Source organism: Paenibacillus radicis (ex Xue et al. 2023), from assembly GCF_024722015.1.
Classification (GTDB): Bacteria; Bacillota; Bacilli; order Paenibacillales; family NBRC-103111; genus Paenibacillus_S.
The window spans coordinates 69,042-82,867 of record NZ_JANQBD010000018.1 but is presented as its reverse complement, the minus strand read 5'-3'; the positions used below and the strand labels follow the sequence as shown (position 1 = coordinate 82,867).

The window sequence follows — 13,826 nt, the reverse complement described above, 5'->3', positions numbered from 1 at the left end:
CCTCTTGCTGCGTTCGACCTAGTCCTCAACTGTATTCGGCAATTATTAATATTACAGGTAATGGTATCACCGTTGCATTTTTCTGTAAACCTTGCACCTTTCCATTAAAAGCTTTTCGCAGAAAAAAAATGCCTTGCAGCATCCTTGATGTTAACCAATACGTTTGTGGGTGGGGAGGGAATGGTCGTGGGATTCCGGCCGCTGTTGAAGTCGTGTTCCTTTGATTTTATGGCTTGCAGCAGTTGGAACACGAGCTTCAAAGGTAGGTAGCATACTCGAGCAGTCATCGAAGGTGACGACCAGGGCGGAGACTATCCTACACCCATTCCCTTTTCTGTTCTACTTTACTGCCTTCTGCTACTTTTCCTTTTCTCCTAGCAACATGTGAAAAATTTAGAGAGGGTACCCCTGCTTCATACTTTGATGCTGTAAAGGAACTTAATTGCAAAAAAAGACAGTCAGGGCTCCCGTTTCTCCCCAACCGTCCAACTGATCTGGATCAATATTCCAAGCCGGCAATTTTAGCTTGCCCCCAAGAGGCAATTTTTACAGCGACAATCATATTTCTTGCTTTCTCCTCCAGCTCTTTACCCGTACCTTCTGGAACATAGTATTGTTCTATCCCATATTCCACACGGATCATTTCATTCCAGCTGTAGCTGACCCGCCCTTTCAAAACAGCTTCTCCCGGGATGGCCGCCGGCTTGTCGGAATAAATACCTGAAGCAACATACAGGCCATTCTCCGGTTTCAATTGAACGAACACCCGGCTGCCCTGTTTAGGCAGTTCACCTTCGCCCTTCCACAAGGCTGGGCTCAACTGACTAACCTCATAGCTCAAAGTCACGTAATCACCATATAGCATATCGCGGGGATCAACCGGCACCGTTTTCAGCTTAATCTCTTCACCAAACCAATCGACTGCATAATAAGAACCAGCTATTCCGCCTAAGAAAAGCACCTGAAGCAGTACGATCCAGAGCAGCCATATAGCGCGGCGTGGGCGCTGTTGTGTTTGTTCGCTCATGACGGATCCCCTCCTTTGCCTTCTTCAAAAAATTTCTTTTTCCTCCGGTTCAAGAACCAGCTCAGCACAAGCAATAGTAGTCCTCCGATTATAAAAAACAGCGACTTATCCATAAAAGCCCAAGTCAACTTGCCGTAAGCGACCATTGTTGTACATATAAACAGAACGGTACCGAAATTGATTTTGAAGCGCCACTCTTCGATATAACCTCTCCAAAGTACATAGAAGGAGAAGAAGAACAAAGCGAGCAAATATAGCAGGGCAGCCCCGGATGGCAGGTAGGCGAAGGGCACTACCAGAATCCATTCGAACGAGCTGGAGAACCGTTTGTTTTTAAGCTTGCCTAAGACGGAAACCGCTAACAGCACCAGCATGCTTACGATGAAGTAATAATTGTCAGGGAGCAGCTCCTTAAGATCGGAAACTCTCGAATGGTCATAGAACAGTACGACAATTACATTAAACACAAAAGCCGCTATAAGCGGAACTGCCTGCAGAGCGTACCCGGAGCTCCGATCCTTAAGATAATCCCCCCATACGTACAAAGCCATGATCGGTACGAAAAACCAGAAAAACTTCCAATCCATAACAGCTACCAGCATTAGCGATTGTACGACATAGCTTAAACTGAAGCACCAGGCCAACAGCGCATTTTGTTTCCTCCAACTGTAATAGCCGAGACCGATAACCATAATAGCAAAAGCAATGAAACTGAAATGATCCATTTCAACGGTGCTGTACCATTGAGTTAATGTTAAAATCAGCAAGCTGATTAAATACAGAAAACGACTTCGGTACAAGTAAGTCAATACTATGCCAGCTGTCCCCCACACGATAAAAGAAGTGCTGTCGTATGCCATCAAATGGAACATTTGCCCCGTAAGTATGATCCCGCTGCCAAATGTAATCAATCCCAAGGCTATTAATGCGATACCAAGCTTTTCGTTGCCTTTCTTCAAAAACGTTTCCCCACCCGCATAGAAAGCAATCATGAATATAGCAATCATGAATAACCTGGCTAATTGTGGAATATCCTGCCAGTTGGCCGCGACAAAGCTTAAAATTCCTAATCCGACTAAAATACTTCCCAACAGCGGAAGCACGCCTACAGCATGCTTTTTATCATCATACAAGCTTACAATTTGATTATATTGCTCACGGGTTACTATATCGTTTTCCACCCAACGCAAGCCTTCTTTTTCAACCCATTTTCTGCTCATTTATCGCACCCACTTTCTCCAATTACCTTAAACTGCATCTTTAATTCTAAGTATAGCCATCCCTGTGAATAAATTAAGTACTATTTTTATCTAGTACCCTCTAACTGCCCGCCAGACGCAGTAAAAACAAATCTAAGCGTAATGCTGACGGTCCTTTTTTGTGTAGACTCATTCGTTTGTGCGTGGGGAGGGATGTGGGATTCCGGCTGCTGTTGAAGTCATGTTCTTTTGAAACAGCTCTCTACTACTACACCCACCGTAGTGAAGAGCAATAGAGGAAGAACTTGTTCCGCTGCCACCTGGAAAGTCCAGAAAACTGAGTGATAAGGGAACGGCTGCTTCCGCTATCTCTCTGATTTTGTGCATAATTCTCGTATCCACCCAACATAACGGAATTTCTACTTCCGTTATTGCCTCAGATTGGAGGCGGAAGATGGAATAACGGAACTTTCTGTTCCGTTCAAATTTTTCAGGGATCGTAGCAGCGCAGCTTCGCCGCTATCCATATCGAACTCCCTCGCCCATGGCATTTTAAAAGATCTCAAGCTCTAATGTAACTCTAGTCCAAATAAGGTGGCTGCTCGCTCATTCTTCATTCCTGGGAAAAGCATCTGATCGAAGCCCTTTGGGTGATTCATTTGTATCTTTTAGGCATATTTTTCTTATACCCCTTAAATATCCATTTCTTAATAAAAAAACAATCTCTCGCCATAGGCAGCTGCCTTATAACGAAGGATTGTTCGAATTTAAAATAATGAATAAGTTCAGGCAGAATCAGGGTGCCAATAAAACTTTTCCAATGATTTGAAGCATTTTCTCCGCTTCGAACGGCTTTACGATGTAGGATTTAGCACCGCTTTTGATAGCCTCCAAAACTTGCTGCTTTTGACCCAAAGCACTAATCATTACAACCTTGGCAGTAGGGAACGAACGAATTAACGTTTGCAGCGCCTCAATTCCATCTACATTCACCATACTGATATCCATCGTTACCAAATCTGGCCTATGGTTAATATAACGGGTCAATACTTCCCTGCCATCGGATGCTTCCGCAACAATCTCATGTCCGCCCCGCTCCAAGATGACCTTTATATTTTTGCGCATAACCGCTGAATCGTCCACTATCATTATTGTTGCCACAACTGTTTAACCTCCAGACATTAATTAGGTACCGGCGAAAATGCTCGCTAATTCCGACTTATTTTCGGTGGGTATGTAAATGCACTTAAATGTGCCGGCTTCCGTAGTAAAAGGCTGAACAAGCAGTCGATTGCATTTGGACCGCATCTCCGCGCGTTTGGTAACAATCATCAAGGGTGTTCCTAAAAAAATATCACGATCCGGGCGCTCTGTCAAAGCATTGCCGGTGATAACATTAGCAATTTCAGCTATAACCTCAACTGCACATTGGGAAGCTTCTTCATCCGTGATTTCCTCCAGCATGTAATGGTGGGCTAGCACCAATGACAAGCTGTCATCTACCGTTACGAGCAAGCCGCCCTCTACAACACCGCTAATTTGGATAAATGCCGTTATATCCTCTAAATATAAGCAGTCGCTGTCATGGTGATCCTCTGCCCGCTCAACAGCTTGAATCCCCAACTTGCTAAAATAGCAGACCGCATTATCAACGATAGCTTGGAAGTATTCTTTATCGGGATGCATAGTTAACCTACCTCTCCGCAGCCCCCTCATGGTAAGGCAGTTTAATAATGAAGGATGTCCCAACCCCAGGGGTCGTGTCTACCCTAATGGTACCCCCGAGCTTTTCTGTTTCCGCCTTAACGGCAGATAATCCGATACCACGCCCCGACCACTCCGTCACCTCATGTGTAGTGGACACTTGCTCCATGAAAATCAGCTGTGCGATCTCATCTTCTGTCATTGCATCGGCGGCCTTAGCTGTACCTCCAGACGCACTTGCCGGCCATAGTCCTTGGCGCTCCGCTTTTGACCGAACCGCTTCCAGATTAATACCTCTTCCATCATCAGCTATGGTCACTACCAGCTCATCCTTACTGCTCTCAACAGAAAAAGAAACCGTTGCATATTCATCCTTGCCTTGCTCAATCCGCTCCTCTGGTGGTTCAATTCCGTGTACAACGATATTGCGGATAATATGTATCAGTGATTGCGCCCATCCGCTCAACCGTTCCGGGTCAACAGGATTGTCGCCTCCCTTCAACTCGACTGGCTGAAGCAGCAGCCCGTTTCTGTCTGCCAGCTCTGCTAAGTATACAGGATAATGCTTTATGTAAGCTTTGATCGGTTTGTACCGCCATTGTTTAAGCTCGGCAAGCCACTTCCTGTCCTCCGGATCCGTCAGCTTCGATTCCAGCACCTGCTCCAGAATACGCCATTGCACTTTGGTCAGCTTCACTTCATATTCCGTCCCCATATCAGTGAAGGTTGCCCCTAGTACCTGCCGGAGCATCGCTTGATCCTGCTCAAGCCACACTGCCAAATCCAGCGAGCCGACAAAGTCTGCGAACTCCTTGGAAGTAGGCTTTTCTTCTTGTTCCAGCAGCTCCATCAGTTGATTCTCCAGTTCATGAAATAGCGGCACTATATGAATAAATTGCAGCAGTGCAAAGCTTCCCTTCATCGTATGTACGGATTTGTACATCGACAGCAGCTTCTCTTCAACCGACTGGGCTCCTATTGCCAGCTCCGCAAGCTCAGTAGTATGGAAAGCTTCAAAGCTGTGCATGATCTGGGCATAATCCTCAGGATGGGTGACCGTATGAACGACCATCTTCAGCATCTTACGCTCACGACTCATTTGGTACTCAAGCTGGCGTGTACTCGTAATATCAGTCAGCATTACCATAATAACTTCATTAGATGGCCCACTAAAATGCAGCTTTCCTGAATCCGTATCCGGTAAGTACTTGTATTCAACCTTAACAATCATCCCGTTTATCTGGATTTCCTCCGGTAGTAAGGAGAAAAACAATTCCTTCTTCCAATCCTCCTGCTCCTGGAAAAATTCACTCAAGACCGAATCGAGCAGCTCCCTTTCCTGTCCATCTTCAGGATAAAACAACTCCGACAGCCGAACACCAGCAATATCGCGAGCGAATATACGTGTGCATTCCACACTGTATTCCCCTAGCATTGACAAGTTGGTGCTTATTGACATAAACCCTTGCCCTGCATTATCAAGCAAATGGCGAATTGCGGAAGTGCGCTGCTCCACGGTGCGCTCCAGCACTTGATTCCATTCCCTGATCTGGTGAATAGCGCTCACAATTTGCGCCTCGGCTTGCTGCACATGCTTAGGTATAGCGTGAACCTGCTTGCCCGCTGCTACTTCTTCCAACGTTGCTGTAAAATGACGAAGCGGAAGTATGATCCTGTGCCGGATTAGCGTAACAACAAGTACGAATAACAGCAGCATAATGCCAAGCGCATAAAATCCCAACGTCCGCAAACCATCTGCGGCCTCGGTAGTCGAACGAGTCGGCATCTCCGTATAGATTACGCCGATCGCTTCGCCTGACATATCAAGCAGCGGTGCTGCTGCTTCCGCAACAAAGACCTGACTACGGCGCTCCAGCTTGAATGGCTTCGCGTCTTCTCCCGAGCCTGCGTTCAAAAAAGGCTTAAGCTGATCAGCCTTTAGCGCCTCGCTAGATGATAAAAATTGACCGGACCCGAGCAACAAACCGATGTCCGTTTGCAAGGTATCCTTCAATCCTTGAATAATCTCGTTAGTAAGCAGTCTGCCAGTGATCAATAACCCCACTGGGGCTTCCTTCCCCAAATCACCCGTAACTTGAGATACTGCTATTACGGCAATGCCTTTGGAAGTGTTAACGAGACCCGTAAATTTACGCTGCTTATGAAATTGCTCGAGAATAAACGGAAGCCTGATATAGTCTTGAAACTCTGCTATATCCCCCGATTGGACAAGCACTTTGCCTGAAAGATCCGTTTCGGCAACAAAATCAACATCAGGCACCACTCCAGGCATGTCCTTAATATTTTTATCAAGCCAAGCTTGGTCGGAGTCTAGAACCGCCTGCCGGTTATCACCCCAGTATCCATTCGTGATCGTTACACCCAGGATCGTATCCCCTAGCCTTGCCACTGATTTTTGCGCAGCCTCATTGGTTAATGCTGATTTCTCCTGCTCAATCTGCCTCCAGCCCGACATCTCATGCTCATAGAAATAAAAAGATATAGCGACCAACGGCACTACAATAAGCAGAATAGTCCAGATGAGCAGCTCTTTTGTAAAAGAACGCTGTTTGCGGGTTCGGTCCATAGGATGCCTCCTTGGCAAAATCTTGATTATCGCTTGCAAGCTCAAAGCGATTTTTATGTAGAAATAACTCGAAAATTCAAACAGATATTTCCATGTTACAGCATAAGATTGCGGCTGAATAGCTGCAAGATATTAATTATTAGTCAAATCTTTAATCAATAAAGAAGCCCCCATGTCCACTGTTTAGTGGAATGGAGGCTGCCATGGTTTCATTTATAAAAATGCTACATTTTTCTACAACAATTCTTTAAGAAGCTCATCCGAGTATTTCTTTAATTGTTCCACTATTATTCGTTGATGAGGCTGAAATCCTGCTGCATCCTTAACACGGGTAGTCAATGTCAGAGGAAGTCCGGCAAGCTGCATGCTGTATTTCGCATCTACAGGGTAATAGAGTCCCTCCATGCCTGATGCTATACCCAGAAAGTTTTGTACCCTCTCTGCTGCTTCCGGCTGCGTCCGCCAATTTTCTAATAACCATACGTACAAGGCTGGATGATGGTTGGACATTATGCCGCTGAAGCCTGCCGCTCCGAGCTTAAGAGATTCAAGGAGCATGGCCGCATTGGCGTTAAATAGCTGCAGACCGGTTCCTCTCAAAGCCTCCAGTCTCGCCCCTATTTCATCCAAATTGCAGCATGTATCCTTTAGAAACAGAAACCGTCCTGTAGATTCGCACCATTGCAATAACGCGGGATTCATCAGCCTTTTATACGGAACCGGACATTCATACAGACCAAAAGGCACATCAGGGACAGCCTCTAATAATCGTTCTACATTGCCTTTCCAAATATCCTCGGATTCATTCACAGCTGCAGGACGGTTGCTCAAAAGGACGAACGCATCGATCCCTGTCGCAGATATGCGGGTAATTTCTTCAATCTGGTCCTCCATATGCTCCGAGATATGGCCGGATGCGATAACAGGTACACGTCCGTCAGCCCTCCGAACTGTAATTTCAGCTACTCTTACTCGCTCTTCTAGGCTTAGCTTAAACATTTCACTTGAGTTGCACACGGCAAACAGACCATGAACGCCTTGATCTATATACCAGTCAACAACCTGTTCCAAGCTATGTTCATCCAATGCGCCTGTTTCCGTGAATGGTGTCAGCATGGTCGGCCATACGCCGCCAACAATTGTTTTTCCCATCGTAAATGCCCCTTTCTCACATTATTTTTTGTTGTGGAAAATAACTCTTCGATTCATCAAAATCATGTATGAGCCCCTTATTAAATCAGCTGATGCATCGCTACAGACAACCCGGCGTAATCCCCAACATTATCTTTCAGTCCGGAAGGCAGCACCTTGCAGACAGCCAAGGAATGAGGCAGTGCTTCACAGTGCAGCTCCTCCCATAGGATAGGCTCGATAATAGCCTGCTGTTTTCCATATATGCTGCCGATAACGATACAATCAGGGTTTAAAATATCGATCAATATGGCTAGCCCTCTGCCTAAATTATAGGCAACCTCCTGGAAAATAAGCAGCGCATCGATCTCCCCCCTCTGTGCGGCCTCACCGATTGCTTCTGCAGAAATAGCGTCAATATCATCAGGCGTGTGACAAAAGGATGGGGCCTTCCCTTCATCAAACATCTTCTCTGCCATCATCTTTCCAAGCTCGGCAATACCTCCCCCACTGCAAAAGCCTTCAAAGGAGCCAAGCTTTCCATATCCCATCGGTCCTGCCGGCTCCAGCCGGATGTGGCCTACTTCTCCAGCCATATCGGACGCACCTGAATACAGCCTGCCATCCAATATTAATCCGGCGCCCATCCCTGTACCGAAGGTCAGAAAGATCATATTGCGGCTGCCGCGGCCTGCTCCCCACTGCCATTCCGCCAGAGCGCATGCGTTGGCATCGTTTTGCAGCGCAACGGGAACTCTGAACCGTTCACGAAAAGGTCGAACGATATCAACCCGCGACCACCCCGGCAAATTGGGAGGTGACAAGATTAATCCGGCTTTGCTGTTAAGCGGCCCGCCGCAGCTAATTCCTATTGCCGCGAGCGGACCTACCGTCACATGCTCCTGCAGCAGCTCTTCCAGATCATTCAACAGCCTCTCTATTGTAGAAACCGGAGAACCTAAGGTGAGAAATCTGCGTTTGGCTATGATCTGTACCTGATCACCATCTTGAATTCCCAAGCTTACAGCGCATTTGGTGCCCCCTATATCGATTCCCGCTAGAAGTGTCATGAAGGGAAGAACTCCTCCTCCAGCACGATGCACAAAGCATGATATATGGGCAGATGACGCTCTTGTATATCCGGGGTTAAATCCCATGGTACACGGATAGTTACATCGCATAATGCTGCCATTCGGCCTCCGCTTCTGCCAGTAAGTCCAATGGTTTGCAGCCCGCGCACCTTGGCCACCTGCACAGCCCTTATTACGTTGAGTGAATTGCCCGATGTGCTGATTCCGAGCAATATATCATTCGTCCTTCCGTAACCGTACACTTGTTGGGCAAACACCATTTCAGAGGAAACATCATTGGCATACGCATTAGCAAGAGCTGTGTGGCTTACTAAGGAGATCGCAGGAAGAGCCCCTTGCAGATGGCCTGCGAGAAAGTTACCTTCCTCCGGGAACTGCTGAAGGAACGGCTCCCTATCTTCATCGTTCAACAGCCTTGGAGATCGAAAGCCTTTCATCAGCTCTCCTACAATATGCTCGCTATCGGAAGCGCTTCCTCCATTGCCGCACAGAAGCAGCTTCCCATCTGAGTGAAAGGCGCTTTTCAACAGGGTAATAGCCTTTTCCATATCGGGAATGCATACCGTTAGTTCAGGGTATTTATCACACATAGCGCTGAGAGTTGGGTTCATAGCTTTAAGCTCCTTTATTCAATTTCGATAAAATTGACCTCTTTAACAGCAGCTTCCGGATCGGAGGGAATTAGAAAAGTTTTGATTTCACATTTACCAAATTTACAACTCCACTCCCGCTTCAGGGCAGGTACTGCAATAACGGCTTCAGTCTCCCTCCCCGATGTTTCATAGCAGCGGACAATCCAGCCATCCCCCGACTCTGCCGGTTTAAAAGCAGAAGCCACAACATGATTCGAGGAAATAATGATCCCCTCGGCAGCCTGAGGAAGTATCCCTTTGTGATAAGTCTCCCAAATTTGCAGCAGCGGAACATTAAGCTCGTAAGCCTTCCGTACTATCCCGCTATCTCTCCAGTCACCTGTATGAGGCGATAATGTGTAAGCAAATTCATGGACCCCTTGATCCATATATTCAACATGATCATCACGTTCACCGAAATGATCCGCATATATCGGACTGCGCACTACGGTCATTCTCAGCTCATTGCCAAGTACGTCGTAGCTGTATTTGGAATCGTTAAGCAGCGCCATTCCATATGTGGATTGAGCTTCTATACCGGATATATCCACCCACTGCTGCCCCGGAACCTCATCTCCGACTGCCGATCGTTCGATAAAGCCATATGGGATCTCCGAAACTGCACGAGGCTGCTCAACATTTACCGGAAAAGCAAGCTTCAGCATGGCATGCTGTTCTCTCCAATCCAGCTTTACCCTTACTTGAATATCCGAAGAATCGTGAGACAAGCTTATATCCTGGCGCAATACGGAACCCTTGTAGCGGCTGGTTACACGAATCGTGCCTCTGAGCGGTCCGGTTTCCAGAACCTTCACTTCAGCATCTGCGAATCGGCCGATTTCATCGCGATACTGTGAAAGCCCATGGCCCCATGTATCGCTGTGCAGCTCGTTGATTACGACTGGTACTGCCCCAGAGCCGTTAAATACATCCCTGTTGGCGTTTTTGTCAAATAGACGCTGAATATAACCAGTTTCCGGGTCCAGCTCCATTCTGATTTTATTATTCTCCAAGGCGTAAGCTTCAACTTGAACCGCTCCGATTAGTGCCGGCGGCTGTGCCTCTTTATCGCGATAAACCCAATAAACACGGTAGCCAAAAGCAGGAATTCGAGCGGTAATCATTGTATCCCACTTGTCTTTGGCATTCGTCCGGGATGCCCGCACCTCCTGAATGGACAAAGGCTCGCCGGATTCGTCCGTTACGCTTGCAAGCTTTCTATTGATATGAAGCGGTGCCACCACTTCCCAGGATAATGGATTGAATACGACGAGTGGAGTCCCCAAGTCATCCTGCTCCCAGAGCTGCCAATCCTTGTCCTTGCTGAGCGATTTAACCTCGGGCTTCATCGTATCAATCGACCAAGAGAGCTTTTGCAGCGCAGCATTTAATGATTTAGCCCCCAAACTCAACGCCTCGCCGTAAAATTCACGGACATCCTCGAAGGCTTCCTTTATACTGCAGCCACCCATAATATCGTGGAACTGGTTAAACATGACGTTTTCCCATGCCTGCTTTATCGGCTCCGTCGGATACGGCAGCCCAAGCAGCAGGTTGGCATAGGAAGAGAACTTCTCAGCGCTCAGAAGCCGATGCTCCGACCTGCGGTTGCTAGCCTTTGATTCTGAATGAGTAGAATAGCAGCCTACCGCATGCCTCTGCATTTCATCCTTAATGACCGGAACCGGAGGATTGAACCGGACCATTTCCTCAAAATAACGATTGGGGGAGCTAAGCTGAATAGCCTCCAGTCCGTGCTGTTCTCTTATTTCCTTGATCAAACGAAGATTCGCAACAGTTGGTCCTCCACCATGATTGCCCACACCGTAAAAAGACATGTACGCATGTCCGTCCGCCTCCGCCCGCTCTTTGTGCCTGGTGATTTTACCTTCCAAGCCGTTCTCCGCCCAATTGCCATAGCTGTCAGACAGGCGGAACGTCATAACACGGCTGCCATCCTCTGATTCCCACCAGAACAAATCGCTCGGCAGCTGCTTTTCATGCGCTTCCGGTCGCATAAACAGGTAATAATCCATCCCGCACTGTTTCAATAGCTGGGGCATCATGCCGTGATGGCCAAACGAATCCACGTTATAGCCTACCCGAGCCATAACGCCGAACTTCTCCAGAAAGTACCTTTGACCGTATAATCCGTGCCGGGCAAATGACTCCCCGGAGGGTAGATTGCAGTCAGGCTGAATCCACCAGCCTCCTGTTATAACCCAACGTCCCTCTGCAACACGCTGCCGGATTTCAGCGAACATTTCGGGAGCATTTTCCTCTACCCATTTGTAATAAGCCGCGCATGCGCATGTAAATACAAAATCCGGAAACTCCTCCAATCGGTCCAGCGCAGATCGAAAAGTTGCTTTAATTTCCGCATAACCCTCCTGCCAACGCCAAAGCCATACCGGATCCAAATGGGCATTACCAATCAGATGAACCTTGCTTCCTTCACTCTTCACACTTTCACCCTCCATTTCCTTCATTCCTATTTGTATTTCATTCCTGCTATCCTTTGACCGCTCCTAGCATCGCTCCCTGAACAAAATATTTTTGCACAAACGGGTATATGGCAAGGATGGGAAGGATCGCAATGAAAACTACGGCATATTTCACATTTTGGGCCATCAGAGACGTTCCTTCATTCGAACCCATCTCTGTAATTTGCGACGAAAGCTCACCCTGGATGACGATATTGCGGACCAAAATTTGCAGCGGAAACATGGTTTTATCATTCAAATAAATTAATGCCGGGAAAAAGCTGTTCCAATGTGACACTGCGTAGAAAATAAACATGGTTGCCATAACAGGCATACATAAGGGCAATATGATTTGCAGCAAAATCCTTCCTTCACCCGCCCCGTCGATAGTAGCCGATTCATTCAGCACCTCGGGAATCTGCTCGAAAAAAGTTCGCATCAGCAGCATATTAAATACATTGATCGCCGTAGGAATTAAGATCGCCCATATCGTGTTAACCATCCCGAGAGAATTGACAACCATATATCTAGGAATTAATCCCCCGTCAAAAAACATCGTAAAAACAACGAAAAAGGCAAACAGTGATTTTCCGTATAAATAGGTCCTGGATAATGGATAGGCGCATAAGGTGGTCATAATTAAGTTGACCGTGACACCTAGAGCCGTATATAACAACGTATTTCCATAGGAACGGAGGATGGCAGGATCGTCCAGCACAACGCTGTATGCTTTAAATGAAAGCTCAACTGGATATAGAAATACATCTCCCCGCTGGACAGCGAGACCGGAGCTGATGGAAACAATCCCCATATAATATAAAGGGTAAAAGGTAACAGCGATTAACAGCAGCATACCCATTATATTGAGCGTATCGAAAAAACTTATTTTTTTCAGATTCATGATGGCTCTGTCTCCTTAGAGTTTTGCGAATGCAAAACTTTCTTCGTAAGCATTTGCTGAGTTTTGCGAATGCAAAACTTTCATCGTAAGCATTTGCTGAGTTTTTCTCAAGAAAGCTTTTTGCTTAGGCATAGGCATTGCTTAGAACAAACCGGTTCCATTAAATCTTTTGGCAAACTGGTTCGCGAAAACAATCAAGACCAGCGAAATGACGGATTGAAAAATTCCTACTGCAGCGGCAAAGCTGAAATCAGCATCGATCAGACCTCTTCGGTAAACATAAGTTTGAATGACATCCGCCGTTTCGTAAGTAGGACCGCTGTATAGCAAAATGATTTTCTCGAAGCCAACGGACAGCATATGACCTATTGAAAGAAGCAGTAGTATCGTAATGACGGTAGAAATACCCGGAAGAGTAACATGGCGGATTTTATGCCAACGGTTAGCTCCATCGATGGTTGCAGCCTCATACAAGCCTGGATCTATGGATGATAAAGCCGCCAAATAAATAATCGAATTCCAGCCAATGCCTTGCCAAATTTCTGAGCTGACGAAGATTGTGCGGAACCATTCAGGGAAAGCCATAAACGTTCTGGGCTCCAAGCCCAAGAGCACAAGGAGTTGATTGACCAAACCGGAGATGGACAGAAAATTAATAATAATCCCCGCAATGACAACCGTCGACAGAAAATGGGGTACATAAGTTACCGTTTGAATAAACCGTTTGAATTTATTGCTTCTAAGCTCATTTAACAATATGGCAAAAATAATCGGAGCCGGAAAATAGAAGATCAAAGAATAAAAATTAAGCAGCAAGGTGTTGCGAACTACTTTCCAGAAGTACGGATCGGTTAAAAATTGCTTGAAGTACTTTATTCCCGCCCATGGACTGTCGAAATATCCCTTAATTATGGAGTACTCTTGAAAAGCCATAATATTACCTATCATAGGAGCATAGTGAAAAATGGCAAAATATATAAAGGGCAGTACGAACAAGGCATATAAAAACTTGCTTTTATGCAGCTTTCTTTTCACTTCCGACCATTTGTCCGCTTTGTCGGCCGCTCCAGA

Annotated in this window: 11 protein-coding genes; all 11 read right to left on the bottom strand. The window is 46.5% G+C overall.

All coding sequences use genetic code 11. The annotated features are described in order from the left end of the window. Positions 1-499: 499 nt before the first annotated feature. A complete protein-coding gene (locus NV381_RS23380; protein WP_258215702.1) occupies positions 500-1,027 on the bottom strand; it encodes a GDYXXLXY domain-containing protein in 528 nt (175 codons plus the stop codon). Then, the gene (locus tag NV381_RS23375) at positions 1,024-2,247 is read right to left on the bottom strand and encodes a DUF2157 domain-containing protein (protein ID WP_258215701.1); all 1,224 of its coding nucleotides are present in this window, start codon (positions 2,245-2,247) and stop codon (positions 1,024-1,026) included. The genes NV381_RS23380 and NV381_RS23375 overlap by 4 nt, the downstream gene beginning before the upstream one ends. Positions 2,248-3,021: 774 nt before the next feature. After that, positions 3,022-3,387 carry a response regulator gene (locus NV381_RS23370; protein WP_258215700.1) on the bottom strand — a complete coding sequence of 122 codons (366 nt, stop codon included), beginning with the start codon at positions 3,385-3,387 and terminating at the stop codon, positions 3,022-3,024. 24 nt (positions 3,388-3,411) lie between these two features. Further along, positions 3,412-3,912, bottom strand: coding sequence for a chemotaxis protein CheX (locus NV381_RS23365; RefSeq protein ID WP_258215699.1), 501 nt, complete (start codon positions 3,910-3,912; stop codon positions 3,412-3,414). 7 nt (positions 3,913-3,919) lie between these two features. Further along, a complete protein-coding gene (locus tag NV381_RS23360) occupies positions 3,920-6,517 on the bottom strand; it encodes an ATP-binding protein (RefSeq protein ID WP_258215698.1) in 2,598 nt (865 codons plus the stop codon). Positions 6,518-6,751: 234 nt separating this feature from the next. Next, positions 6,752-7,669, bottom strand: a complete 918-nt coding sequence (locus NV381_RS23355) for a dihydrodipicolinate synthase family protein (RefSeq protein WP_258215697.1) — start codon at positions 7,667-7,669, stop codon at positions 6,752-6,754. 80 nt (positions 7,670-7,749) lie between these two features. After that, positions 7,750-8,718: an ROK family protein gene (locus NV381_RS23350; RefSeq protein ID WP_258215696.1), complete on the bottom strand. Its 969-nt coding sequence runs from the start codon at positions 8,716-8,718 to the stop codon at positions 7,750-7,752. Further along, on the bottom strand, positions 8,715-9,350 hold the full coding sequence (locus tag NV381_RS23345; protein WP_258215695.1) for a D-sedoheptulose-7-phosphate isomerase: 636 nt from the start codon (positions 9,348-9,350) through the stop codon (positions 8,715-8,717). Before NV381_RS23345 ends, NV381_RS23350 begins: the two co-directional genes overlap by 4 nt. A gap of 14 nt (positions 9,351-9,364) precedes the next feature. Beyond that, positions 9,365-11,836, bottom strand: a complete 2,472-nt coding sequence (locus NV381_RS23340) for an alpha-mannosidase (protein ID WP_258215694.1) — start codon at positions 11,834-11,836, stop codon at positions 9,365-9,367. Between the two features lie 46 nt (positions 11,837-11,882). Beyond that, positions 11,883-12,755, bottom strand: a complete 873-nt coding sequence (locus tag NV381_RS23335) for a carbohydrate ABC transporter permease (protein ID WP_258215693.1) — start codon at positions 12,753-12,755, stop codon at positions 11,883-11,885. Positions 12,756-12,896: 141 nt separating this feature from the next. Next, positions 12,897-13,790 carry an ABC transporter permease gene (locus tag NV381_RS23330; RefSeq protein WP_258215692.1) on the bottom strand — a complete coding sequence of 298 codons (894 nt, stop codon included), beginning with the start codon at positions 13,788-13,790 and terminating at the stop codon, positions 12,897-12,899. Positions 13,791-13,826: the final 36 nt, after the last annotated feature.

Bases quoted from the DNA above. Each gene is read 5' to 3' on its own strand.
- NV381_RS23380 (WP_258215702.1), bottom strand. From the start codon at position 1,027: ATGAGCGAACAAACACAACAGCGCCCACGCCGCGCTATATGGCTGCTC.
- NV381_RS23375 (WP_258215701.1), bottom strand. From the start codon at position 2,247: ATGAGCAGAAAATGGGTTGAAAAAGAAGGCTTGCGTTGGGTGGAAAAC.
- NV381_RS23365 (WP_258215699.1), bottom strand. From the start codon at position 3,912: ATGCATCCCGATAAAGAATACTTCCAAGCTATCGTTGATAATGCGGTC.
- NV381_RS23360 (WP_258215698.1), bottom strand. From the start codon at position 6,517: ATGGACCGAACCCGCAAACAGCGTTCTTTTACAAAAGAGCTGCTCATC.
- NV381_RS23355 (WP_258215697.1), bottom strand. From the start codon at position 7,669: ATGGGAAAAACAATTGTTGGCGGCGTATGGCCGACCATGCTGACACCA.
- NV381_RS23350 (WP_258215696.1), bottom strand. From the start codon at position 8,718: ATGACACTTCTAGCGGGAATCGATATAGGGGGCACCAAATGCGCTGTA.
- NV381_RS23345 (WP_258215695.1), bottom strand. From the start codon at position 9,350: ATGAACCCAACTCTCAGCGCTATGTGTGATAAATACCCTGAACTAACG.
- NV381_RS23335 (WP_258215693.1), bottom strand. From the start codon at position 12,755: ATGAATCTGAAAAAAATAAGTTTTTTCGATACGCTCAATATAATGGGT.